This is a genomic window from Dyadobacter luticola (assembly GCF_005860805.1).
Classification (GTDB): Bacteria; Bacteroidota; Bacteroidia; order Cytophagales; family Spirosomataceae; genus Dyadobacter; species Dyadobacter luticola.
The window spans coordinates 263,500-289,063 of sequence record NZ_VCEJ01000005.1 but is presented as its reverse complement, the minus strand read 5'-3'; the positions used below and the strand labels follow the sequence as shown (position 1 = coordinate 289,063).

Sequence of the window (25,564 nt, the reverse complement as noted above, 5' to 3'; positions counted from 1 at the left end):
ACCCAATTTCTTTCACCTGGAACTGATTTTGAAGAACGTTAACGTGCGGTCTTATGAAATTAATATGCTACAAATGTATTTCATCTACATTAAAAAACGGGCAGCTCGCCCTTTAAACCGGGAACACTAAACTATTATAAAATGCAATACCGTCGTTTTGGACGCACAAACTGGCAAGTCAGTGAAATCGGGTATGGTATGTGGGGTTTGGCAGGCTGGACAGGTTCCGACCGCAAGGAGACCGATGATTCGCTCGACCTGGCCGTAGAATCGGGTGTGAATTTCTTTGATACCGCCTGGGGTTATGGTGAAGGATTGAGCGAAAGAATTCTGGGAGAGCTCATTAAAAGGTACAGCGACCGGAAATTATACGCCGCCACGAAAATCCCACCGAAAAACCGTATCTGGCCGTCAAAATCGGATTTTAAATTAAAAGACGTCTTTCCGGCCGATTACATTGTGGAATACACCGAAGAAAGTCTGCAAAACCTGGGCACCGAGCGCATCGACCTGCTGCAATTTCATGTTTGGGAAGATAGCTGGGCGCAGGAAGACGAGTGGAAGAAAGCGATCCAGAAGCTTACGCAGGAAGGAAAAGTAGCCGCCTGGGGCATCAGCATCAACCGCTGGGAGCCAAACAATGCACTGGAAACATTAAAAACCGGCCTCATCGACTCAATCCAGGTAATCTACAACATTTTCGACCAGGCACCCGAAGACCAGCTTTTCCCGCTCTGCCGCGAACTGGACGTAGCCGTCATCGCCCGCGTCCCTTTCGACGAAGGAACATTAACCGGCACATTGACCAAAGAAACCACCTTCCCTGCCGACGACTGGCGCGCCACCTACTTCGTCCCCGAAAATCTGAATTCCAGCGTAGACCACGCCGAAGCTTTGCGCAAAGATCTTCCCGCGGGAATGTCGATGCCAGACCTGGCTTTGCGTTTCATTTTGAACAACCCGGATGTCCATACGACGATTCCGGGCATGCGGAAACTGCCGCACGTGAAGGCGAATGTTGCTGCTAGTGACGGGGTGAGATTGTCGCCGGAATTGGCGGAGATTTTGAAGGGGCATCGCTGGGACCGGGAGCCGACGGAGTGGTCGCAGTAGTACGACGAGCGGGTCAGCTATATTTGAACTATGCAAATGGTTAGCGTTAATTTCCTGCCGAATTACATAGTTGAAAATTGCCCTAAGCCCGTTGGTTAAATGATTTCGACCGAAAGCTAGACAGAAAATAGTGTGAATTAATTTTTTTGGTAGCCTTGCGACATCAAGATTTTAATTCACACTTTTTTAATTGGCCAATTGATCATCCTAAAAAGAATTTACGCTCTCTATCCGATCGCGCTTTTCCTGTTTGGTCTGTTATCTACGATCAGTTGTTCGAAAGATTATACAAGTAATCTTCCCACTGATATGTTGCTTGCAAATTCCGACTCAAACATGGAGCCCGAGATGGCCAACATTAACGGAACAGATACCCTGATGATACCCTGGATGCCATCAACTGACGGTACTCCCGGTAAAGATTCCTTCCCAGCCGGCTGGGGGCGGCATGATCGATGGGAACTCGAACCTGATTATGCTCCGATTGGCACTTCCAATCTCAACGCTTTATGTGGCGGACTTCAATGGACGGTACCTTTACCTGCTCCAAACGGACCAGGCTCCATTATAACAACATCAAGCACTTTTGGAGCAGGTAAACAAGCTGGACGTACCTGGCCGGTTGAAGCCGAAATCGCGAATCTAGAAACCGGCAAAAAATATTCGATTACAGTTCAGGTATCGACTTCAAAGACTGCGCACTCACAATATTCAAACAAAGCGCGCTTTGAAATCTTCCAATCCGGGAATGAACATGCTTTGGTAACAGAATTCGTCGATTTGAAAGATAATTTTAATCGATGGATAACGAAGGTTATCACATTTGTTTCGACAGGACAAAAGGCCGGTTTCTGCTTTTCAGTAGAAACAGAAAAGGGATTGAATGTCAATCATGGGAACATTTATGTTGGTCCGGATGCCATTAAGATGTTAAACTAAGATTCAGGTAAATGAGAAAGAGGGTGTTTTTTGGACACCCTTTTCTCATTTATACAAATACCTATCCACCGAAAACCGCCCCGGCCCGGTCAAAAACAACGCCACGTAACTAATCAAAAATGATATCCCATGCTCCTTCTTGTCGAAAGGATCATTTCCGTGGACTACCAAAACAATGACGAGCATATTGATGATAAGTACGAGTAAAGCCGGACGGGAGAAGAGGCCGAGGGCGATCAGGATCGAGCAGACGAATTCTGCGAAGATGGTCAGGATGTATGAGAGCGTCGGGCCTAGGCCGATCGGGTCGGGAAAGTCGCGGTCGCCGCTGATGAAGTTGGTGAGTTTGTCGTAGCCGAAACGAATCATGAGCGCGGCCATGCCCAGACGCAGAATCAGGACTGCGAAATCTGCGAGCGAGGGTAGCTTCAATGGTTTCAAGAATTTCTTCATGAGCTGTTTTGAGTTGAAAGCGAGTTATTGTGGATCAAAAACTAAAACGAAGATCCCGCAAATACAAATCTCCATGCCGATTTACATCGCTTTGTCACACAGATCCACGTAAAGCTTAATATTTTTTTAGCCTTATAAATATAACTGGTTTTTATTTGTCGAGTAATATTTTTAGGTTTGTCTAAATTATAATTGAGATAAACTTTAAACTACTCACGACTGGCCAAATGAAAACACGCATACTATTAATTTTCTGCCTTATTTCAGTCCAGACATTCGCCCAGCACACATTATCAGGCAAGATCATTCTCGACGGCCAGAGCGAAACCGCATTTGGGGCGTCGGTTTATATCAACGAATTAAAAGTTGGAACAACTGCGGACACTTCGGGGCGCTATCAGCTGACCGGCATTCCCACCGGAACGTATACGATCAGGGTTAGCTACATTTCCATGCCGACCGTGACTGAAAAGAACGTCAGGATCAATCAAGATCTGGTGAAGAATTTCACATTAAAACCTGGCGCCAATGCCCTCGATGAAGTGGTGGTAACTGGCACGATGCGGGAGGTTTCGAAGCTGGACAGCCCGGTGCCGGTGGATATTATCACTTCCAAATTCATTTACAAAAACCCTGTTCCCAGCATATTTGAGGGCCTTAGCTACGTAAATGGCGTCCGGCCACAGCTTAATTGTAATGTTTGTAATACCGGCGACATTCACATGAATGGCCTCGAAGGACCTTACACCATGGTTCTGATCGACGGTATGCCGATTGTCAGCGGGCTCTCCACAGTTTACGGACTTTCAGGAATCCCGAACAGCTTGATTGACCGGGTTGAAATTGTAAAAGGCCCGGCTTCAACACTTTACGGCTCCGAGGCAGTAGGCGGATTGGTCAACATTATCACTAAAAATCCTTCAAAAGCACCGGTTTTTTCCGCAGATATGTTTAGTACCACCTGGCGGGATTATAATGTGGACTTGGGTGTGAAATTCATAGCGGGAAAAAATGCAAGTTCCTTATTGGGAGTGAGTTACTTCAATTATCAGAATCCGATTGATAATAATAAAGATGGTTTTACTGACCTCACTTTGCAAAACCGGATTTCGATATTTAACAAATGGTCGTTTAACCTAAAAAACAACCGGCAAGCCAACATTGCGGCGCGCTACTACTATGAAGATCGCTGGGGCGGCGACATGCGGTGGAACAAATCTTTCCGTACCGGCGACCAGATTTATGGTGAGAGCATTTACACCAAGCGTTTTGAAGTCCTCGGAAGTTACCAACTGCCTGTTTCGGAGAAAGTTACGCTGCAATATTCTTTCAGCTCACACAACCAGAATTCGGCATACGGGCACATTCCTTTCCTGGCAGACCAGCGGATTGCATTCGCGCAATTTTTATGGGATAAGGAAATCGGGAAACATAACCTGCTGATAGGCACGCCTTTTCGCTACACTTTTTACAATGATAATACGACGGCAACCAAAGAATTTGATGGACGCGACCGCGCCGACAAGATCCTTTTGCCAGGCATTTTTATCCAGGACGAAATCAAAGTTGGGCCGCATGCGGTGCTTTTGGGTGCAAGATATGATTACAACAGTCGTCACGGAAGCATTTTTACGCCGCGGGCTGCTTACAAATACAAATTCAATCAGACCGACGTCGTGAGGTTGAATGTCGGCCGCGGATTCAGGATCGTGAATTTGTTTACCGAAGACCACGCCGCATTGACCGGCGCGCGGCAAGTGATTGTGAAAGAAGCATTAAACCCCGAGCAAAGCTGGAATGCCAATTTGAATGTGGTCAAAAAGATCGTGACTGGAAATTCTTTTGTAGGATTGGACGCCTCGCTTTTCTACACGCATTTCACCAACCGTATCCTGCCCGATTACGATACCAATCCGAACCAAATCATTTATGATAATCTCGACGGTTACGCGGTTTCAAAAGGAGTGAGCCTGAATGTGGATTTCAACTTTGCCTTTCCCCTCAAAATCATTGCCGGGGGTACTTATATGGAGAATTTCCAGAAGGAAAACGGGGTCAGGTTTCGGCCGGTGCTGACTGAAAAATTTACGGGTGTTTGGGCTATTAGCTATGAAATGCAGCGTGCCGGTGTATCATTTGATTACACCGGCAATGTGTACGGACCGATGCGCCTGCCAGTTTTGGGCCCGACCGATCCGCGTGCGAAGAACTCTCCGGTATGGTCGCTGCAAAATATTCAAATCACCAAAAAATGGCGGAACGGACTTGAAATTTATGGCGGTATCAAGAACCTGCTGAACTTCACGCCGCCCGCCAATTCCATCGCCAGATCCAATGATCCTTTTGACAAAAATGTAAAATTCGGCAGTGACGGTCAGGTGATTGCGACGCCGGACAACCCTTATGCGCTTACTTTTGACCCGTCGTACGTTTATGCACCGAACCAGGGAATCAGGGGCTTCGCTGGGATGCGCTACACGCTGAGATAGAGGCATTTCCGTCAGATCAAAAAAGTGTCCTAAAATGTAATTATATGATTATTCAAAGACATTCAACCTATATACGACTGACATTCATTGCTTTGAATAATTTTTGATTGTATCTTTGAGCCATCAATTAATTAACACTACTTAATTATGGCATTAACGAAACAATTTGTAAAGAGTAAATCTGTTTACAAAGTTACCTTCACAGTACCAGCAGAAGCAGCAACAGAAGCGAAGAAAGTAGCACTTGTAGGTGAATTCAACGGATGGAACCCAGAAGAAGCGATCGCATTGAAAAAACAAAAAGACGGTTCTTTTAAAACCAGCCTTGAACTGGGCGCTGGTGAATACCAATTCCGCTACATCCTGGATGATGCGAAATGGGAAAACGACTGGGAAGCAGACAAATACGTTCCTGCGGGCGTAGATGCAACCGCCGAAAATTCAGTGGTTGTTTTGTAATCGACATTCAAATAAAAAACCGGGAACAGCGTGCTGCATCCCGGTTTTTTTATGCCTTAAAATCAATTTTTCGATCTAAACCGTAAAACTGTCGCTCTCCACATACGCCTTGATCAGCGCATCCTCACCTTCCGCGCCAGACTTTGAATTACCGTGCTCCATACCCATGATGAAGTTGCGGTTTTCCTTTTTGCTTCGCTCGTAAATGTATTTAAATACGTTTTTATAGTTGATCTCGCCGGTCGTAGGTTCTTTACGGCCAGGCTCATCGCCAATCTGGAAGTAATCAATTTCACTCCACGTTTTTTCAATGTTGTAAATCAGGCGGCCTTCGTTTTTTTGCATGTGGTAAATGTCGTACAGAATCTTGCACGACTTACTGTTTACCGCGCGACAAATTTCGTAAGTCTGCTCGGAAGTTCTCAAAAACAAATCAGGCGAGTCACTCAGCGGTTCCAAAACCATCACTAAACCATGCGGTTCCAGGATTTCAGCACCACGACGTAATGCATCGATCACATTGCCAGTCTGTACGCCAATCGGAATGTTTCTTTCAAAATTACCAGGCACGACGGTCATCCATTTTGCATTGACGCGCTTGGCTGTCTCCACTGCTTTTTTACAGCCATTCAGGAAAATATCAACATATTCAGGCTTGCCAGCTGCCAATGTGTTGGCACCATTTCCGCCTTTATCAACCACAAAAACCCCCATCTGAATGCCCAGGCGCGTCATTTCCTTCGCGATTTTCTCCTGCTCATCTACCGGGCGTCCCATCATACCATTATCTTCCAGCGCCATAAAACCATTGTCAGCCATGAATTTCAGCTGGTCGATATTATCCTTTCCAGCTTTGTTCTGGAACATTCCGAAGTGCGGCGCGTATTTGAGCTTGAACTGATTTTTGGCAAAGGGAGCGGACTGGGCGGCGAAGGCATCGCCAGCCGCAACAGCTGCACCGGCAATCCCTAATGTTGATTTCACAAAATTTCTGCGAAGCATGACTTTCTATTAAGGTTATGTTTGGATGGTAAAGGGAAAATGTGCGCCAATATACCTCAAAAAGCCGCTCTAAAATTCTAGAACGGCTTTTTGATTTTGTACTGACGATCTATTTCAATCGCGGTCGCGACGACGCCTTCTTCGCTCTTTTTTGCTTTTCGGAGCGGTGGGAGCCTCTTTCACTTCTTCCTTCGGTTTCGGGAAATAAGGGGCCAGCTGCGCCTTGATTTCTTCGCGGAAAGCATTTTTAACGCCTTCCAGTGCGGCTTCCTTCACAGCCCCGTCGAGACGATCTTCGCGCAACAATTTTACGACGGCCTCTTCACCTGGCCAGCTGCCACCCAGGTATTTCGCTGCATTTCTACGCACCGAAACTGGTTCATTGTTATCAAGGGCAAATGTGCGCAACAGATAAATGGATTCCGAACTACCTACCGTCTGAAAAGAGGCCAGCAGCGCAGATTTTTTTGCCTCATTCAAACCAGCCAGCTTGTCGGTCACATACGAAATGCCTGCCTGTTCGAGCAGCAATGCCCCTGCGTCACGACCGACTACCTCGTCGGACTTATCCAGCGCCATTTTCAACAGCCGATCATTTTCTGATTCCAGCTCGTAGCGGGTCATCAAATCAATGTAATGCTCAGTGCCGTAAGTTTCGTCCAGCAATTTGTTTAAAGCCGTGCGACCCTGCTGCGAGTTGGTTACAAATGATTTATCTAAATGCAGCAGTGCCAACTTACTTACCTCAATCCGATCAGACGAATTGACACTCAGCACATTCAGCAGCGCCTGCGACTTTTCATATCCCGCGCGGAAAAAATCAAACGCCCGGAAGTACCGCAGCCTGGTTTTGAAACTCACCGAAGTGTCCGCCGCCGCCGCTTCCAGGTAGGGAATCGCCTGCCGCGTCCTGGCGAGCCAGATAATGTCTTTTCCGGAATCCGTCAGCCAGGGTTTTGAGCCAGTCCGTTCCAGCCAGGCTGGAAAAATCCGCTCCCACTGGTCGTATGCACCGATACTTAATGCTTCCACCGACCAGCGGTCTTTGCCTTTATATTGCTTCGCGAGTTGCAGCCACACGTCCAGCGCCTCGTAGGTGTGGTTATGGTTGATCGCCAGCGCACATTCCCTTCTCACCTGCGGATCAGGATCGGCGGTGAGACGCTTAATGTATTCGGTCGGATCGCTATTTCGCTGACGCACAGCTCTTAATGCTGCGATTCTAATGTTAGGATTAATATGTCTGAAAGCAATATCCAGACTGCGATAATTAAAACCTTCGATCCGGTTCAAAACCCACAAAGCCCTGACCCTCAGTCTTGGACTAATGTTATATTGGTTAAAAAGCTCTTCCAGAAAAGGCTCTGCATTCCAGCCATGCTTCACGCAGGCATTCCAGGCCATGTACCGCATCGACAAGTTGGGGCTTTGCAAAGCTTTGACAGCCTGCTCGGGGATACTCAGGTCAAAAACCGGGATTTTATAAGGCGTCCCGGGCGGCGCAATCCTAAAAATGCGCCCGCGCGACCGGTCTTTCATTTGATTGGAACCTATCACCGGATCGTACCAGTCGGACACAATCAGCGAGCCATCGGGTGCCACACAAACGTCCGTCGGCCTGAACCATTTGTCTTTTGTACCTTCAATAATGGGGATGACGCCCGTCGATTTGTAGCCCGCGCCGTCATTTTCAACCGGAAAACCACTGACGTAATGTTGTCCGGCGTCGGCCAAGATAATCTGGTCCCAGTATTTTCTTGGCAGCAGATCACCTTCATAGATCGTCATGCCCATCGGAAAACCGGAGCCGGTTTCGAGCAGATCAGGCACTACGCCGGGATCATTCTGGTGCCAGTGACGGCGTGGCACTTCGTCCTCCACATTGGTCCGGTTAAGACGCCAGCTCGCGCCGGTCATTTCATCCACATACCCGAAATTCCCGCTCTCCATCACATATGAAACCCGGTCACCGCCATTCCCAGGCTCTTCCTGGTCCGACTGCCACATGGTACCGTAGCTGTCCACCGCCACTTCAAAACCATTCCGGAAATTCTCCGCCATGATCTCGACTTTGGTAAAATCCTGCTCACACCGGAAAACAACACCCTGCTTATATTGCCTGAAATCGATCGGTCTTTCGTATTTATCTAAAAGCGGACGATCCTGTCCGTCAACCAGTTGCTTGCCGGCATTGCCATAATTGAAATAAAACTTTCCGTCAGGCCCGAACACAAACGCATGGATACCCGCGTCACTTTGCGTCCCCCCGATGCCTTTAAATAAAATTTCTTTTTTGTCTGCCTTATCATCGCCATTTGTATCCGTGAAAAGCCACACATACGGGCTCTGCGAAACAATCGCTTTGTTGCCCATCACCCAGATCCCCAGCGGCGCATTGATTTCCGGCCCCTGGTAAAAAACCTTAGTCACGTCAGCTTTTCCGTCGCCATCTTTGTCTTCCAAGATCAAAATTCGGTCGCCTTGACCCAGCTCTGACCTTCCATTTACCGCAGGGCGATAATTGTAAGCCTCACACACCCAGACCCGTCCACGGTGATCGACATCAATGTTGATCGGGTTGACCACATTCGGCTCGGAGGCAAATAATGTTGCTTCCAATCCATCGGCTACTTTCAAACCAGCAACCGCATTTCTCGAAAACCGTTTTTCAGGTTCCGACAATGTTGCGTATATGCTGTCCGGATTGGTAACCGCTACTGAATCAATGTCTTGGCAAAAGCCGTAAGAAGAAAGGAAGAAAGAATTTGCAGCAAGAAGAAGGGCAAATCTTTTAAAATTGAGTTGTTTCAAAACAAACGTTGATGACGCAGACTTCACAAAAACCGTTTAAAAATACGGCTTGTTGGGCGCATTTGGAAATGAACGTGTAAAGTTTGGAGTAATAAATTCGTGCTCGTTTTGTAATATAACAAAACAAGTTAACTTTGTATATCTATGCTACACTTATAATCGTGAGGGAAAAATTAAAACAATTGATTGCAGAGCATCTTATCCGAAGAGGTCAGTTAAAGGTAGCTCTTCATAATCGCGATTCTCTGGGAATGTTAACAGAAAGTGAAAGAGATGAGTATCTCGATGAGATAAATGACATTGATAAATCAATTGAAACATTAACCGAAATCTTAAAAGCTATTTAGCTTAAACCAACATTAGTCAATGGAAAAACTACTTAATCAATTAAGAAAGGCCACCGGTTTGGAAGACTACGAATCAGCGAGTAAAGCTTGTCTCGATTACTACGCGAATGCTACCGAGGAAGAACGATCGGAAATCAAGAAAGTAATGATTGCAAAAGGTGACGAAATCTTATTGAAAGCGAGAGAGTCGCGTCAAAAAGCTGCGGAATTAATTGCTGAGTACGAAAACTCGCAGGTAAACATTGAAATTAACGGCCAAAAATATCCGTTGAGTGAGTGGGTTACCTTGAAAGAATACTGCCGCCGATTTGGGTTAAAAAATACAATGGTGATTAATAACTGGATCAGCCGACAAATCATTCCACAGGAAAACATTCTTAATATCAGTCAATTGAATGACCTGAGATTAATCAAAGCGGTGCCTTACAAATGAATTTTAAAATGGGAGCGACTTTTGAAAATCGCTCCCATTTTCTCTATTTCTTCTTCAAACTACTCAAATAATCAACCAAACTAACCAGCTCCTCCGTCGTCATCGCGTCCTGCAAGCCGGCTGGCATCATGGATTCTTTGAGTTGTTTCATAGATTTTACTTTTGACATTTTGTATTCCTGGGTCGAGCCACCCGGGAATTTCAGGATGAGGTCGGTTTCAGTTTTGCTGGCGACGAGGCCGGTAACCGTAGAGCCGTCTTTGAATGTTACTTCAAAACCTTCATAACCAAAACCGATACCCGCGCTTGGGTCCATAATCGCAGCGTATTCGGCTTCCTTAGGCAGCTTTCCTCCAATTTCGGAAAGTTTAGGACCGAAATCCATGCCCTGGCCATTAACCTGGTGGCAAACTGAGCAGTATGTCGAAAATACTTCTTTACCTTTTGCAATATCTCCTTTCATCGTCACCAGCTGTGCCACTTCGGGATGTTTTCGGGTGGATGTACTCACGCTGCCTGCTTCCATATATTTAGCTGCTTCCAGCTTGACCGACTTCCGCCACGCGCCGCTTAAACCTTGTACCGCCGCAGTTTTCACTTCTCCATCCAGTTTTCCATCTTTTAATAAAACCAAAATCTGATCCTCCCCACTCATCGTACCGCCAAGTGATTTGGCAGCGACAGTACGCAAACTTGCGGGATACTTACTGTCCGTCGCCACATCTTTGAGAATGTTCAGCGATTCCTTGCTACCCGAACCTCTTATCGCTGTCAAAATACCTTCGCTTTTCGCTGCGTCGTTGCCTTTTACGGTTTTCCAAACCAGATTCCCTCCACCCTGCTTCATCAGTTGCGATGCCGCCGCTTGTCCGGTTCGGGTTGAAGATTGTTTGATCGCCATGTCCAGTAACCGCTCATTTTCAGAGGTTAACTCGTATTTCGAAACCAGTTCCAGATACGCGGGAGTGCCAAACGTAGTATCGAGCATTTTTTTCAATGATGCCATCGCTTCCGCATTTCCCTTTACAAATGCTGGGTCCAGGTGGCGAAATGCCAGCTCGTTAATTTCTGCCTGATCTTTGGCCGTGCCCTTCATCAATTTCAGCAAAGCCATCGATTTTTCATTTGCCGCCGGATTAAAATCAAATGCACGGAAATAACGCAAACGACTTTTCAGATCAATGCTAGGATCACCCGCCAGCGAAGCCAGCAGCGGAATGGACTCTTTGCCACGTGAGCGCCAAACAATGTCTTTTCCAGCCTGGGTAGCCGTCGGATTTGGACCGACTTTTGCTAACCACTCTTTGAAAAACGGGTCCCACTGATCGTCCGCGGCGATACCCAATGCTTCCAGGTACCAGCGGTCTTTGCCATCGTAATGTTTGGCCAGCTCAGCCCAGATTGCCGGAGAAGCAGCATTACTATTATGATGTAAAATCAACGCACATTCGCGGCGCACCTGCGGCTCAGGATCTTTGGAAAGTGTTTTCAGATAGCTAACAATGTCCGCATCTTTCAGCTCGCTGGCTGCGCGCAAACCAGCAATCCGCATATCAGAATTCGGATCTTTTACAGCCTGATCAATTGCTTTTTTGCTGGTAGAAGGCCATTTGCTCAAAACCCACAAAGCCCTCGCCCGCATCCGGTAATCCGCTTTTTTATCCGAAAACAATTTCTGCAATGCTGGCCCAGCGGCCTTGTCGCCCATTTTCATCAATGCCTGCCAGGCTTCATACCTCACCGAAAGGTTTGGACTTTGCAATGCTTCCACTGCGCCTGCCGCGCTTGAAAAATCGACCTTCGGCGCGCGGTAAGGCGAATTTGCAGGTGCAACCCGGTATACGCGACCTCTTGCCTGGTCGCCAGCCTGGTGACCGCCCACGCCCGGATCGTACCAGTCGGAAACGATCAGCGAACCATCCGGCGCGACGCACACATCACTCGGGCGGAACCACTGGTCTCTTTTTCCATCCACAATGTTGACAATTTTTGCAGAGTAACCTGCCCCCGATTTTTGAACCGGATAAGACCGCAAAACATTATGTCCCGGCTCGCAGTGGATCATCTGGCCCTGAAATTCCTTTGGCAAAAGTTTGCCCTCGTACACCACCATACCGGTCGGCGAGCCAGAACCGGTTTGCAGCAGATTCGGTACTACGCCAGGATCATTCAAATGCCAGTGGCGGTACGGGATCGAATCTTCCATATTGGTCCGGTTGGCGCGCCAGCCTGCGCCGGTCACCTCGTCCGTGTAGCCGTAATTGCCATATTGCATCACATAATTGATCCGCACGCCTTTATTTCCGTCATCATCATTATCCGACTGCCACATGGTCCCGTAGCTGTCCACGGCCACTTCGTAGTTGTTCCTAAAATTGTTTCCCAGCACCTCAATGTTGGTAAAATCAGGGTCACAGCGGAATACCATTCCCTGTTTAAGTTTTTTAAAATCAATCGGTTGACCCTCTTTTCCAACAACCGGCTTACCTTTTCCGTCCAGCAGCTGCCCACCTTCATTTCCGAAATTGAAATACAGTTTTCCATCCGGTCCGAAAACAAATGCGTGCATCCCGTGGTCATGCTGCTCGCCACCGATACCTTCAAAAATCACCTCTTTTTTATCGGCCTTCAAATCGCCATCCTCATCCGTAAACTGCCATACGTACGGGCTTTGCGACACAATCACCTTATTCCCCATCACCCAAACCCCCAGCGGCGCATTGATTTCCTTGCCCTGATAAAACACCGTGCTTTTGTCCGACTTGCCGTCACCATCAGTATCTTCCAAAATCACAATCCGGTCGCCCTCGTTGTTGGTCGGGTTACCGTTGATCGCCGGGCGATAGTTATACGCTTCGCAAACCCACACCCGTCCCAGATGGTCCACATTAATGTTGGTAGGATTGGTAATGGTAGGTTCTGACGCAAATAATGTTGCTTCCAAGCCCTCGGTTACAGATAGTCCGGCCACGGCATATTTGGGTGAGCGTTTCTGCGCGTCGGTGAGGTCTTTGTATAAACTGTCGATTTTCGGGCCCCGGAAAGTGCTGGGATTCGACTTCTGGTAACCCGCTATCATGCCCGCCGCCAGCAGGCAGCCCGCCGGAAAAAGCAACAGATTTTTTCTGAAATTCATAGGTGAAGTAATTGTGTTTCTGGGAGAAACAATGTGTTTTTTCTAAATGAAAGATTGCTAATTTTAGCGTTATAAGAGACAATCCACCTGTCATTTACTATCATGAACAAGACTTTTTTTTCCCTGATCATCGTCTGTCTGGCACTTCGCGCAGTCGGCCAAAACATCCCTTCCCCCGACATTCAGATTAAAACTGCGGTACTGGCCGCGCCTTCTGAAAAACAGGCCGGCGCAAAAGTGTACGGCTACGGCGCCGATGGCACATTCACCGTCCTCCGCGCGGGCAATAACGATTTCGTTTGTCTGGCCGATGATCCGAAAAAAGAGGATATCAATGTGTCCTGCTACCCCGCCACGCTCGATCCTTTTATGGAACGCGGCCGTGCACTGACCAAGGAAGGCAAAAACCCAAAAGAGATTTTCGACATCCGTGAAAAAGAAGTGAAAGCCGGCACATTGTCCATGCCAAAGCAATCGTCCACCTTATATGTACTCTCCGGCTCTAAAGATAACTATGACGCAGCGACCGGCACATTGAAAAACAGCTACTTACGCTACGTCGTCTACATTCCCTTCGCCACCGCCGAAAGCACCGGCCTCCCCCTCAAACCCGACATGCCAGGCATGCCCTGGATCATGGATCCCGGCACGCATAGGGCACATATTATGATTAATCCCGCGAAGCCTTAGTTCTGCTTCTTTTAAGAATGATGATCTATTCTTTGTCAACCTGAGCGGAGTCGAAGGCGTTACTGCGCACCAGTAAAGCCTTCGACTGCGCTCAGGTTGACAACTTTAAAATTTCTTCTCGCGCTTATTGCTTATATCATTTATCAATTTTACTTTGCAATACAAAGTACTTTTTAATAAATGAAAAGCTATGAAAACGACTATGCCCACAATTCCGGTTCAGCCTGATCAAAAGACGGAAGAGCCACAAAATCAGCAGATTAGCCCAACATCACTCGTGATCGACTTCGATTACATGCTGGGTTTGGCGTGTCTGATTTTCAATTTCGCGACGTTGTTAGCTTTGCAGAAAAAGCTTTCCCTACCCCTTCTGGAAGTTGGCTCCTTCGTGATTACTTACCTGGTGGCTTGCTTTTATACCGCCTGGCTGCTGGCGAAAGGAAAAATCCGGATGTTGTGGAAAAAGCAGCCGAATGAATTTTTGGCGCACCGAATTCTGCTAGGCTTCATCTGGCTGGTCAGTTGCTTTTCGCTGAATCTTTCCATGTCTGTTTTCAATACCTCGGCACCGTGGCTGAGCGCGGCGATTATTATTTGCGTGCTGGCCGGGGTGGTTTTTACATTGGAAGAATGGTTGCCGCAAGCCGTAAAGAATGTTGTACACTTTTTAATCGCCTCTTCCACAGTACTTTGGTGTTACTATGCACTCTATCTCATCCGACTTTATCCGGTAAGTTTGCTGGCATTGATGGCGCTTGGCATTTCGGTTCACAGCTTTATTCCGCTGCTGATTTCGATTACCTATATTAATATTTTAGTCCAAAAATGGAAAATCTACCGCCGCTATCTGCTGGCTGGCATCCTTGCCCCGCTGCTTTTTATTGTTGGTTTTAGTATCAAATGGAATCGGATCAGCAGTGAAATCAGTCATAAAACGAACGTGATCGCGGCGGGCAAAAACAATGCGCTGCCCGACTGGATTTTGCTGGGACAATCGGTTGGTAGTGACTGGGTTTCCAAAAAAATCATCATCGGTGATCTGGCCTACCAAATGCCGACTGAATTTTTCAGCTTCGGCCCGACGATGACGAACCTGGGCCAACTTGCACAGCATGACCCGCTGGTTTTCATCGCCTCCTTTTTCATGCCAAAACCTGCATTGGATCAGCAAGACCGCATTAAATTATTAAATGTGATTTTCGATGGCCGGCATTATACCCAGGAGCGGCTCTGGTCGGGCAGCGATCTGGTGACTTCACATGTGGCTACCGAGGCGAAAATTTACCCGGAATTCCGGCTGGCATATACCGAAAAGACGATCAGTATTGAAAGTCGCGCCAGGCAAACATTGATGCAGGAAGAGGCGCTGTACACATTTCACCTGCCGGAAGGCTCGGTAGTGAGCTCGCTTTCTTTGTGGATTGATGGCGTGGAGCAAAAAAGTTATCTGACCACCCAGGCAAAGGCGGACTTGGCTTACAAAACGATTGTCGGTGTGGAGACGCGCGACCCGTCGGTGATACATTGGCAGGAAGGCAACACGCTGAAAATCAAAGTCTTCCCCTGCACGAGCGAGGAAGAACGCAAGTTTAAGATCGGCATTACTTCGCCTTTGAAGTTTGAGAACAATCAGCTGGTTTACGAAAATGCTTGGTTCAATGGTCCGGCCACTTCGCAGGCTTCCGAGACGATCAAGCTCGATTTTACCCAAGAAATTTCCGGCCTGAAACTTCCTTTTAAATCCGAAAAGGCTGGCTCTAAACTGGTTTTTAATGGCAGGTACCAGTCTGATTGGGACGCGAGATTTAATGCTCCACCGGTTTCGGATGCTGGTTTTACATTTAATGGAAAATCCTACTCAATGCTGCCCGTGCAGGCGGTTCCCGAATCATTTGCAGCAAAAGCTATTTACTTGGACATCAACAGTTCCTGGTCTGAAGAAGAATTTGATGAGATTTTTTATGTATTGAAAAACAAGCCGGTTTATGTTTTTGACCAAAATTTCAAGCTGCTCAATCATGAAAACAGGGAAGCCATTTTTGAGAAACTCTCAGCATTCAACTACTCGCTTTTCCCGGTGCATCTGGTCGCCGACCGTGAAAATGCTTTGCTGATTACCAAAGGCACTGCCATTTCGCCAAATGTAAAAGATCTTTCAGGAAGCCATTTTTCCAATGCATTAAGTCAGGACAAAATACTTTCGCCGCTTAAAACACTGAATTTAAGCACAGAACTTTCGCCTTATCTCAAAACATTGCAGGAGCTGCGCATAATCCGAAGCGAGGAGCGCAGCCTGACTGAGATCAGAAACCTGCTCTCGCGAAACCAGTTTCCTGCCAATGCCGAAGCCAACGAATCAATGTTGAAAATAGGAAATTCGGGACTGGTGATTGTGGAAAGCAATGTTCCTGTCAAACAAAATGCGCCTGATCATTTGCTGCGGCTTTTTGCCTACAACCACATTATGAAGCAGGCGGGCCGGCATTATCTGGATAAAAGTTTTCAGTCGGATTCTGTTTTGCAGGCCAGCCTCGTCAGCGAAGCCAGTTTGGCGCACATTGTCACGCCGGTTTCGAGCATGATTGTGCTGGAAAGTCAAAAGGATTATGATCGGTTTGACATTAAAAAAAGCAAAAACAGCCTCGATAATGCGAGTTTGAAATCGTCGGGCGCGGTGCCTGAGCCGCATGAATGGGCTTTGATCGTACTTTTTGCGCTGCTGGCTGGCTACTATACTTTTAGGAATTATGCACGCTGATAAATTCGCCGCCTGGTTTTTGCTGGCAGGTTATGTAGTCCTGCTTGGCAGTTTGCTATCGATGGGTTACCTCCAAGGCGACGCGACCTGCTGGATTGGCCTGGGCTTGCTGCCGCTGGTGATTTTGTCTTCGCCCACCAGTAATAAAAACTGGTGGCTAGGATTTTTTGTGGCCGTTTTCCTGATCATTTGTTTATTCCGGAAAGAGCAAACATTCCGCTATCTGCTGCTGGTATCGTCGCTGCTTTTTGTGATCCAGCATGTACTTGGCCGACTCAATTTGCTGGTCGCGGCGGTGTTGATCATCATTTCACCGCTTTTCAGATACTTATCCGAAGTTTTTACTTTTCCGATCCGCCTCCAACTTAGCGAGTGGTCGGCTTTTATTTTGAAACTGGCCAATGTTCCCGTCACAGTTTCGGGTAATATCATGCAGCTTGGCGGAGCAGATTTCTCTGTAGATCCGGCTTGTATGGGATTGCAAATGACGGGATTCTCGCTGCTGGCCGGTATTTTTCTGATCATTCAGGAACAACAAAAAACGCGGAAGGAAATTGGTACGAAACTAAAAATCCTCGTTCTGGCAACAGCGTTTACGTTTAACATTGCCGGTAACCTGATACGGATCATTACGTTGGTCATTTTCCACATTGCCCCCGAAAATCCATTTCATGATTGGATCGGTATAGCTTGCCTGCTGCTCTATGTCTGGCTACCTGTCTCGCTGATTGTCGAATACTTAACCCTGAATTTTGGAAAAATAACTCCTTCAAAAAATAACATTACCTGGAAGCCAGACTTTCCCGCAGTTGCCCTGCACATCACATTACTTCTGGCTTGCAGTTTTTTTATTTTTCAAAAACAAACATTCAAACCTGCTTCTGTTAATGTTATTACCAGTAAAATATCCGGTGATTATCAGATGAATGTGCTGGCGAGTGGCGTCACGCAGTTTAAGAATGCGGAGACATTGATTTACGTAAAACCGATCCCCGAATTTTTTACTACTGAACATAATCCCGCGATTTGCTGGGTTGGCTCCGGGTATGAGCTGACGGCCGTGAAAGAGCAGGTTTTTTCCGGCAAAAAAATTTACGTGGGTACATTGAAAAAAGGAAGCGACAAGCTGCAAACCGCCTGGTGGTTTTCCAATAGTAAACATACCACCATCAGCCAGCTCGATTGGCGCTGGCGGGCGATGACGGGAGAAGGTGATTTTCAACTGGTTAATGTTACTGCGGGTAGTGAAAAGAACCTGAATGACGCTATTAACCGGTGGTTACAGCAAATTTGAGGGTATATTGGGCGAATTGGCGTCTTTTCGATGAAAAACCGAACCCATGAAGACGATCGCACGGATGCTCATCGCTTTGAGCCTTTCCCCACTATTACAACCAGTTATGGCACAAACTGAAACCATCAATCTCTGGCCGGAAGGCAAAGTCCCCAATTCTAAAACCAATACTATTCAGGAAAAATCCGAAACCGACGCCCAGGGAATCCTGCGCATCAGCGGCGTAACCGTGCCCACACTAGCTGCCTACATTGCCCCGAAAGAAAAGGCGACCGGCGCAGCAGTAGTAATTTGCCCCGGCGGAGGCTACGGAATTTTGGCAGCATCGCATGAAGGAAGTGATTTTGCTAAATGGTTCAACGAGAGGGGCATAACTGCTTTTGTATTGAAATACCGGCTGCCGAGCGACAAGACAATGGAACATCAGCACGAAGTTCCTTTAATGGACGCGATGCAGGCAATGAAACTGGTGCGCCAAAATGCTAAAAAATGGAATGTGGATGTGTCAAAAATCGGTATCATGGGCTTTTCGGCCGGTGGACATTTGGCTGCAACATTGTCAACGCACTTTAATATGGGGCCAAAAGCGTCGGAAGAAGCCAAACCAAATTTTTCCATTTTAATTTATCCGGTCATTTCACTTTTGCCGGAACTCGCCCACGCCGGCTCCCGGGATAATCTTTTGGGACCTGAAAAATCCGAAGAACTGATCAAATATTACTCCAACGAATTGCAGGTAACCGATAAAACGCCGCCAGCATTCCTTGTCCACGCCACCGACGACAACGGTGTCCCCGTCGAAAACAGCATTGCCTATTACCTCGCATTGAAAAAAGTAAAAGTCCCCGTCGAAATGCACCTCTACCCAAAAGGCGGCCACGGCTACGGTATGCGCACCGAGGGCAAAGGCTCGCTAGGCGGCTGGCCCGCGGCAATGGAAGGGTGGTTGAAGGCGATGGGGTACATTAAATAGCAGTGAGATTTTGAATCCTGAAAGATTTGATTAAATTTACTGTCAAATGACTTAGTTAATACAATCATTTGACAGCATGACAACGCAAATCATAGATGTTTTAGGGGGACAAAAGGCTTTTAAGCAGCCTGTTGACAGTTTTTTATCTTTCATTGAGATTACTGAGAAAGGGTTTCCGATAGCAGTTGCGCAAAGGGTCCAGAAACAATTGGAGCTTTCTAACAAGCTGTTCAGCCAGATTATGAACTTGTCGGAAAGCACTTTTCAGCGCCGCATCAAAAATCAATCAACATTATCGGCCGGGGAAAGTGAGAAGGTGGTCGATCTTTCGCGGATCATTGCAAAAGGCCTGGATGTTTTTGAAAATGAAAGTGATTTCAGGACTTGGCTCAACAGTCCGGTACTTGCCCTGGGAAATAAAAAACCGATTGACCTGCTGAGCTATTCTATTGGTCGCGAGGAAATTATGAATGTTTTATTCAGGATAGAGCACGGCATTTTCTCTTAGTATGCGGCTCTACCGGATCACGTCGCCAGCTTACGCAAACGATCTTTCAGGCACCGGCTGCATGTATACCAGCGGTCGCTGGCATTTCAAGGGCACACGCGTACTTTACACTTCCGAACATATTTCCCTGTCCAAACTGGAAATCCTGGCAAACTCGCCCATTATCCCCAAAAACCAGGTTCTGGTTACCATCGACATTCCGGATACGGCCACGATCACCCATGTGCTGGCCGCCCAGCTTCCGGCCAACTGGTGGGAATTTCCCTACTCCACTTCACTCGCTACCATCTCCGAAGCCTGGATTCAGGAGGGCAAATATTGGATCATGCGAGTGCCTTCCGCGCAGAGCTTTGCAGAATACAATTATCTTTTGAATCCCCTGCACCCCGAACACGCCTCGGCCCGCATCGTGAAAGTCGAGCCGGTACATTTTGACAAGCGATTGAAATAGCTTTTCTTTATTTTTTATGAATGCTGCCAACCGCTTCCTCGTCAATCAAAGGACTATTCTTATAGTATTTCTTGGCATTGCCCTTTTTGCCAGCCTGCAATCCTATTTTTCGGGTTTAAAAAGTTTTGTCCCCGGCGGGCATCTTTACACGTCTTACAATAATTACATCATTTTCAAACAGTCCTTTTTTCACCTGATCGAGGGAAAAGATTTGTACGCGCAGTTCGTGGAAGAACAAGGTGATCTGTTTAAATACAGCCCCTCTTTCGCATTGATTTTCGGGATCCTGGCGGTACTGCCCAATGTGCTCGGACTTTCTTTGTGGAACATTCTCAATGCCGCAGTCCTCTTTTTCTCTGTTTATCACCTGCCCCGATTTGACCTGCGCACCAAAGGTTTGATCCTGGTTTTTATGCTCGTGGAGTTACTTACCTCAGTGCAAAATGAGCAGAGTAATGCACTGATAGCCGGACTGTTACTCTTCACATTCGGCTTTCTGGAAAAGAAAAAATACTGGCTGGCGTCGCTTTGCCTCGTCTCGACGATCTACATTAAATTGTTCGGGATTGTCGGCCTGGCGCTTTATCTCCTTTATCCCGATAAACTGAAACTAACCTATACCACAGCAGTTTGGGTTTTGCTTTTCACATTCCTACCGCTTGTCGTGGTGGATTGGGAGCAGTTTGTTTTTTTGTATAAAAGCTGGGGAAATCTTTTGTCAAATGATCATTCTATTTCCGACGGGCTGTCAGTGATCGGCTGGCTGAAAACCTGGTTTGGGTGGCAGGTTAATAAGACTTATGTGAGTGTGGCGGGCGTTATTTTGTTTTGTCTGCCGCTTTTGAGAATTAAAGAATACCAAAACTTCACATTCCGGGCTTTAATGCTGGCTTCGGTACTGATCTGGGTGGTTATTTTCAACCACCGTGCCGAATCGCCTACATTTATTATCGCGGCTGCGGGCGTGGCGATGTGGTATTATTCGCAATATCCGACGCGGGGAAATTACATTTTGCTGGTACTAGCATTCATTTTCACCACATTATCCCCCACCGATTTATTTCCAAAATTCATCAGACAGGGGTGGCTGGTACCTTACACGATCAAAGCGGTACCGTGCATTTTGGTCTGGGGCAAGCTTACTTTCGATTTGCTCTTCGGCAAGCTTGCTCCCCGATCGGAGCCTTAATTTACCCCTAGCAGCGTCCGGTTGACTTCGCGTACTTCGTTGGTAGAGAGGTAAATACTTTTCACAACCTTCTCGCTACCATCCGCAACTTCCAGTGTATAAACTCCATCCTGTATTTCAGAAAAATTTAGTTTCGTGCCGAATTTGTTCAAGTTTTTCGGAACAATATCTTCCATTAAAATTTTCCCTTTCTGATCCAGCAGCCTGACAGCCAGGCGCTCACCTTTTTGCTTTTCAATCAAAAGGTTCATCGTGACGGTATTTCTCACACGGTACATACCCACCCTGAATTTCTCGCAGGTATTGTTCTGACATTCTTTTAATTCGATGGGGTTTGCTGAGACAGCATTTGCAAAAAATAAGGCCGCGCATGCAGCCTGGGCAAGGGATTTCATCACGTTTCGCATGGCTTCGAAGGTTGAAAATTGGTAAAAAAAGGAAGTTGAGATTTTACCAATGATGTAACCTTTCAGCCCGTGTTGCACACAATATTTAAGCGGCAAAAAATGAGGTTAAGTGGCATCAGCCTCCAATCGCGATCATATTCCGGTTCTGCTCGTACTCCGATTTAGCTTGTTTTTCGGAGAAATCGACGTGGCCGCCGTATGCGAAATGTTTTTTGTGAAAATGGGCGTAGATCAGCTCGCGGACGTTTTTTCCTTCGCGAAGTGGCGTCAGCAGATCTATTTCGGAGGTATCAAAAAGGCAGTTTTTCAGCTTGCCGTCCGCAGTAAGCCGGATGCGATTGCAGCCCGCGCAGAAAGGATGGGTTACGGTTCCAATGATTCCGAACGTTCCCGCGCCGCCATTTACCTGGAAAGAGTGTGCGGTATCATGCAGCTCGCCGGGCAGTTTTGTAAATTCAAATTCACGGCTAATAAAAGTCAGCAAATCAGCATAAGAAAAGATTTTGGACATCTCCCACTGATTTCCTTTAAAAGGCATGAACTCTATAAAACGGACGTGCAGGTTGGGTTCATTCAAGGTAAGTCGCACAAAATCATTCACTTCGTCATCATTGATCCCTTTCATGACGACCATATTTACTTTTACTACAAAGCCTTCGGCCAGCAAAAGTTGAATGTTATCCCAGGTTTTTAAGAAATGTGTGCGTTTCGTGATCTCGAAAAAACGCTCTTCCTTCAAAGTATCAAGACTAACATTCAGCGAGCGCACTCCAGTATCTTTTAATTGACTGATAAACTGGTCAATTAAAAGAGCATTGGTCGTTAATGTTAAGGAAGTATTTAGCTGGCCCAGACCCTCAATAATTTGTCCAAAATCCTTCCTGATCAGCGGCTCGCCACCGGTGAGACGGATTTTATCAACACCCATATCCACGAAAATCTTCGCCAGCTCCTGGATTTCATCAGCCTGCATCAGCCATTTTGACGGCATAAACTGCATTTCCTCCTGCGGCATACAGTACGTGCAGCGCAGGTTGCACTTATCCGTCAGCGAAATGCGCAGATAAGTATGCTTGCGGCCGAATGTATCAACAATAGGTAATGACATTTATTTAGGTTGAATTCTTAAAAATCAGGAATGTTGCCTGCCTTCTAAAACGCTGAAAACATGTAAAATCTGCGGAAAAAGGGCGTCCATATATTCTGTCACCCCCCCGGTACTGCCCGGCATGGCGATAATTAATGTTTCTCCCGCAAATCCCGCCACCGATCTCGAAAGCATCGCAGTCGGGATTCTTTCCTGGCCGTAATTTCTCGCTGCCTCCGCGATTCCGGGGATTTCCCGGTCGATCAATTCTGAAACCGCTTCCGGGGTAACATCCCTGGGCGAGAGGCCGGTTCCGCCGGTGATCAAAATCATTTGGTAATCAGCGCTGCACAATGTTTTTATCTTGTCCTGAATATGGATTTTTTCATCCGGGATAATGCTGTAATCCTGTACATTAAGCTGCATTGCATCCAGCTTTTCAATGATCTTTTTCCCGGATTTATCTTCTCCTACTCCTTTTGAAATGCTGTCGGAACAAACAATTACGGCGATTTTCAGATTTTCAGGAACCGCCCTCCGATCACTTTTGCCGCCTTTTTTCTCTAATAACTTAATGTTGCGGATCTCGACGCCTTTGTCGATCGGTTTGAGCATATCATACATCGTCAATGCTACTACAGAAGCCCCGTGCATGGCTTCCACTTCCACGCCGGTTTTATATATCGTTTTGACAGTCAACTCAATAATGATTGTCAAATCTTCAACTCTGTAATTAACTGCGGTAAATTCAATCGGAATTGGGTGGCAGTCTGGTAACAGATCGGGTGTTTTTTTCACTGCTAAAAATCCGGCAGCTTTGGCCATTTCGAATACATCACCTTTTGGGACAGCACGATTTTGGATCGCTGCAATTGTCTCCGGCCTACTCACCTGGACGATTGCCTGCGCCGTTGCGATTCGTAATGTGTTCGTTTTATGGGTAATGTCGACCATTAATAGTTTTGAATGAGTGAATTCTGAATGAGTGAATTTTTTGGGTCGGCTATTTATTTTCCTTCCAATTGTATTCTCCTGATTCTCCGATCAGCTCTTTGCCAAAAATTGGAACGTTAGCCTTTATTTCTTCTACAATAAATTCCGACGCTTCGAAGGCGGCGCGGCGGTGGGGGGAAGATACAAAAACGAAAAGGCTGATTTCGCCGGTGGGCACGACGCCTAGGCTATGGTAAATGTGCAGGCAGGTTAATTCAAATTTTTCGAATGCAGTTTCGCGGATTTCGTGGAAGGTTTTTTCGGCCATTTCCTCATAGGCTGAGTATTCGATGCCGGTAACAATGCCGCCTGCCTTTTGATCCGCTCTGATTTGTCCCAAGAAAATGGCGTGGGCACCAATGTTCGTTTTGGACTGATGACTGGCTATTGATTTTGACACAAACTCCGGACTGATCGGTCCCTGCACAAATACTTTCTTAGGTTTATGGCCTTTTTCCATGCACATTTAGCTTTAAAATTTTCCTCAACCTCCCGCGAAAGGCGGCAGTACCGCTACTTCCGACGACATTTCAATCGGCACAAAATCTTCCGAAATCTGCTGATTTACAGCAATTTTGAATTTCTTCTCACCCATGCGCGGATACTTCTCTAACAACAAACTACGAAATTTACCGACCGTCAGATTTTCATCCGCGATCCAGCTTTCGTCTGCTTGTCCGGCAATTTCCGCCAGCATTCCGAAATAGGTAATATGAATGCTCATTTTCAGTTTTTTATTTTAAAAAGGCAGCAAATGTACCTCCACGAGGTCACCCGGCTTCACCTTATTTTGTGTTGTTGGCAAATAAATAATCGCGTCGGCCACCGCGAAAGAACGTAAGGCAAACGATTCCTGTCCATCCAGCGGTATGACCTCGTCGCCCGCTATCATCGCTTTCAAAAACTCGTCCCGCTGACCGTCAAATGCGTAAGGATATTTGACCGGCATTTGTAATGATTTCAAGAACAGATCATTGCGCCCCATCATTTTCCTTAGCGCCGGCAGCACGTACTCATAGTAACACACAAGTGACGACGCTGGATTCCCTGGCAGGGCGAAAAATAGCTTTTCCTCCTTTTTCGCAAACATCAGCGGCTTACCCGGTTTTTGTTTCACTTTATAAAAAACCTGCTCCGTTCCCACTTCCTTTAATGCAGCACCCACAAAATCATAATCACCAACTGAAATGCCCCCGGAAGCCAGGATAACATCATTTTTGACAGTCAAATCTTTTAATGCGGCTACTGTGGAATCCAGATCATCCGCGGCATAAGTTACTTCAATGTCCGTGATTCCTTCCTGCGACAATGCCGCAATCAGCATCGCGGAATTGGACTCATAAATTTTCCCGGGAGTCAGCGGATCGCCGATTTTAAGCAACTCGTCGCCGGTCAGGAGCAGGCCTATTTTTGGCTTTCGGTAAACATTTACCTCAGTAACCGCCATTCCTTGTAAAAATCCAATGCTGCCTGGCGAGAGATATGTGCCGCCGGGCAAAGCCATCGCACCTTTTTTAATCTGTTTGCCAATTTCCCGGACATTTTTTCCTTCCGGCACCGGAAATTCATGAATTAAAACCTTTCCTTCTTTTACTTCGGTATGCTCCTGCATGATCACCGCCGTCGCCTCATCGGGCACCATCGCACCGGTAAATATGCGGATTGCCTGCCCGGATTGCAGGCTCAATGCGACAGTCTGCCCGGCTTTGGATTCCCCACTCAATGTGAGCTCCGTGCCCGAATGCAGAATATCTGAATGTATGATGGCATAACCATCCATCGACGATTGCCGGAAAGAGGGCTGCGAAAACGGTGCGAGAATATCTTCTGCCAAAACATATCCCAGCGCATCGGCAAGTTTCTTCACCTCCCCCGACAGGACGGGTGCATTTGCAATAACTTTTTCCTTTGCCTCGTTTACACTTACCATATCAACAGTTGGATTTGCATTTTGAACCAAAAAAAGGTCTTGAATCGCAAGTTAACACATAGGTTTATCAAAAAAACAGTTCGCTTATAGGCTTCTCTTCTA

Annotated in this window: 23 protein-coding genes; 13 read left to right on the top strand and 10 right to left on the bottom strand. The window is 46.8% G+C overall.

The window, feature by feature from the left end:
• The first annotated feature begins 141 nt into the window (after positions 1–141).
• Together FEN17_RS20240 and FEN17_RS20235 are read left to right on the top strand one after the other, a co-directional pair.
• Positions 142–1,113: an aldo/keto reductase gene (locus FEN17_RS20240; RefSeq protein WP_138367212.1), complete on the top strand. Its 972-nt coding sequence runs from the start codon at positions 142–144 to the stop codon at positions 1,111–1,113.
• Positions 1,114–1,311: 198 nt separating this feature from the next.
• Positions 1,312–2,052, top strand: coding sequence for a hypothetical protein (locus FEN17_RS20235; RefSeq protein ID WP_138367211.1), 741 nt, complete (start codon positions 1,312–1,314; stop codon positions 2,050–2,052).
• Positions 2,053–2,097: 45 nt separating this feature from the next.
• On the opposite strand, the gene FEN17_RS20230 is transcribed toward FEN17_RS20235, so the two are convergent.
• Positions 2,098–2,505, bottom strand: coding sequence for a DoxX family protein (locus FEN17_RS20230; RefSeq protein ID WP_138367210.1), 408 nt, complete (start codon positions 2,503–2,505; stop codon positions 2,098–2,100).
• A 227-nt stretch (positions 2,506–2,732) separates the two neighbouring features.
• Here FEN17_RS20230 and FEN17_RS20225 point away from each other — a divergent pair, with 227 nt between their 5' ends.
• Both FEN17_RS20225 and FEN17_RS20220 read left to right on the top strand, forming a co-directional pair.
• Positions 2,733–4,994, top strand: coding sequence for a TonB-dependent receptor (locus FEN17_RS20225; protein WP_138367209.1), 2,262 nt, complete (start codon positions 2,733–2,735; stop codon positions 4,992–4,994).
• Between the two features lie 147 nt (positions 4,995–5,141).
• Positions 5,142–5,453, top strand: coding sequence for an isoamylase early set domain-containing protein (locus tag FEN17_RS20220; protein WP_138367208.1), 312 nt, complete (start codon positions 5,142–5,144; stop codon positions 5,451–5,453).
• A gap of 75 nt (positions 5,454–5,528) precedes the next feature.
• On the opposite strand, the gene FEN17_RS20215 is transcribed toward FEN17_RS20220, so the two are convergent.
• Together FEN17_RS20215 and FEN17_RS20210 are read right to left on the bottom strand one after the other, a co-directional pair.
• Positions 5,529–6,455, bottom strand: coding sequence for a hydroxypyruvate isomerase family protein (locus tag FEN17_RS20215; protein ID WP_138367207.1), 927 nt, complete (start codon positions 6,453–6,455; stop codon positions 5,529–5,531).
• Positions 6,456–6,569: 114 nt separating this feature from the next.
• Entirely contained in the window at positions 6,570–9,266 is a 2,697-nt protein-coding gene (locus FEN17_RS20210; RefSeq protein ID WP_229208916.1) for a PVC-type heme-binding CxxCH protein, read from the bottom strand.
• A 161-nt stretch (positions 9,267–9,427) separates the two neighbouring features.
• On the opposite strand from FEN17_RS20210, the gene FEN17_RS20205 reads away from it, so the two are divergent.
• Together FEN17_RS20205 and FEN17_RS20200 are read left to right on the top strand one after the other, a co-directional pair.
• Positions 9,428–9,613, top strand: a complete 186-nt coding sequence (locus tag FEN17_RS20205; RefSeq protein ID WP_138367206.1) for a hypothetical protein — start codon at positions 9,428–9,430, stop codon at positions 9,611–9,613.
• Positions 9,614–9,632: 19 nt separating this feature from the next.
• On the top strand, positions 9,633–10,046 hold the full coding sequence (locus tag FEN17_RS20200) for a hypothetical protein (RefSeq protein WP_138367205.1): 414 nt from the start codon (positions 9,633–9,635) through the stop codon (positions 10,044–10,046).
• Between the two features lie 43 nt (positions 10,047–10,089).
• Here the strand turns inward: FEN17_RS20200 and FEN17_RS20195 are convergent, their stop codons facing one another.
• Entirely contained in the window at positions 10,090–13,182 is a 3,093-nt protein-coding gene (locus FEN17_RS20195; RefSeq protein WP_138367204.1) for a PVC-type heme-binding CxxCH protein, read from the bottom strand.
• A 102-nt stretch (positions 13,183–13,284) separates the two neighbouring features.
• Here FEN17_RS20195 and FEN17_RS20190 point away from each other — a divergent pair, with 102 nt between their 5' ends.
• The 7 genes from FEN17_RS20190 to FEN17_RS20160 all read left to right on the top strand — a co-directional run bounded on the left by FEN17_RS20190 (position 13,285) and on the right by FEN17_RS20160 (position 21,045).
• Entirely contained in the window at positions 13,285–13,872 is a 588-nt protein-coding gene (locus FEN17_RS20190) for a hypothetical protein (RefSeq protein ID WP_138367203.1), read from the top strand.
• A 190-nt stretch (positions 13,873–14,062) separates the two neighbouring features.
• On the top strand, positions 14,063–16,630 hold the full coding sequence (locus FEN17_RS20185; RefSeq protein WP_138367202.1) for an XrtN-dependent VIT domain-containing protein: 2,568 nt from the start codon (positions 14,063–14,065) through the stop codon (positions 16,628–16,630).
• Positions 16,620–17,924, top strand: a complete 1,305-nt coding sequence (gene xrtN / locus FEN17_RS20180; protein WP_138367201.1) for an exosortase N — start codon at positions 16,620–16,622, stop codon at positions 17,922–17,924. The genes FEN17_RS20185 and xrtN overlap by 11 nt, the downstream gene beginning before the upstream one ends.
• 106 nt (positions 17,925–18,030) lie before the next feature.
• Complete coding sequence (locus FEN17_RS20175; RefSeq protein ID WP_229208915.1) at positions 18,031–18,897, top strand: alpha/beta hydrolase; 867 nt, start codon at positions 18,031–18,033, stop codon at positions 18,895–18,897.
• Between the two features lie 76 nt (positions 18,898–18,973).
• Positions 18,974–19,405, top strand: coding sequence for an Xre family toxin-antitoxin system antitoxin (locus tag FEN17_RS20170; protein WP_138367199.1), 432 nt, complete (start codon positions 18,974–18,976; stop codon positions 19,403–19,405).
• 1 nt (position 19,406) lies between these two features.
• The gene (locus FEN17_RS20165) at positions 19,407–19,856 is read left to right on the top strand and encodes an RES family NAD+ phosphorylase (protein WP_138367198.1); all 450 of its coding nucleotides are present in this window, start codon (positions 19,407–19,409) and stop codon (positions 19,854–19,856) included.
• A 16-nt stretch (positions 19,857–19,872) separates the two neighbouring features.
• The gene (locus FEN17_RS20160) at positions 19,873–21,045 is read left to right on the top strand and encodes a glycosyltransferase family 87 protein (RefSeq protein WP_138367197.1); all 1,173 of its coding nucleotides are present in this window, start codon (positions 19,873–19,875) and stop codon (positions 21,043–21,045) included.
• Here FEN17_RS20160 and FEN17_RS20155 read toward each other — a convergent pair.
• From FEN17_RS20155 to FEN17_RS20130, 6 genes are all read right to left on the bottom strand, one after another.
• The gene (locus tag FEN17_RS20155; protein ID WP_138367196.1) at positions 21,042–21,452 is read right to left on the bottom strand and encodes a T9SS type A sorting domain-containing protein; all 411 of its coding nucleotides are present in this window, start codon (positions 21,450–21,452) and stop codon (positions 21,042–21,044) included. The genes FEN17_RS20160 and FEN17_RS20155 overlap by 4 nt on opposite strands.
• A 115-nt stretch (positions 21,453–21,567) precedes the next feature.
• Positions 21,568–22,560, bottom strand: coding sequence for a GTP 3',8-cyclase MoaA (gene moaA / locus FEN17_RS20150; protein ID WP_138367195.1), 993 nt, complete (start codon positions 22,558–22,560; stop codon positions 21,568–21,570).
• 24 nt (positions 22,561–22,584) lie between these two features.
• Complete coding sequence (gene moaCB / locus FEN17_RS20145) at positions 22,585–23,493, bottom strand: bifunctional molybdenum cofactor biosynthesis protein MoaC/MoaB (protein ID WP_138367194.1); 909 nt, start codon at positions 23,491–23,493, stop codon at positions 22,585–22,587.
• Positions 23,494–23,542: 49 nt separating this feature from the next.
• On the bottom strand, positions 23,543–23,992 hold the full coding sequence (locus tag FEN17_RS20140; RefSeq protein ID WP_138367193.1) for a molybdenum cofactor biosynthesis protein MoaE: 450 nt from the start codon (positions 23,990–23,992) through the stop codon (positions 23,543–23,545).
• Positions 23,993–24,016: 24 nt separating this feature from the next.
• Complete coding sequence (locus FEN17_RS20135; protein ID WP_138367192.1) at positions 24,017–24,256, bottom strand: MoaD/ThiS family protein; 240 nt, start codon at positions 24,254–24,256, stop codon at positions 24,017–24,019.
• Between the two features lie 15 nt (positions 24,257–24,271).
• Entirely contained in the window at positions 24,272–25,462 is a 1,191-nt protein-coding gene (locus FEN17_RS20130) for a molybdopterin molybdotransferase MoeA (protein WP_138367191.1), read from the bottom strand.
• Positions 25,463–25,564: the final 102 nt, after the last annotated feature.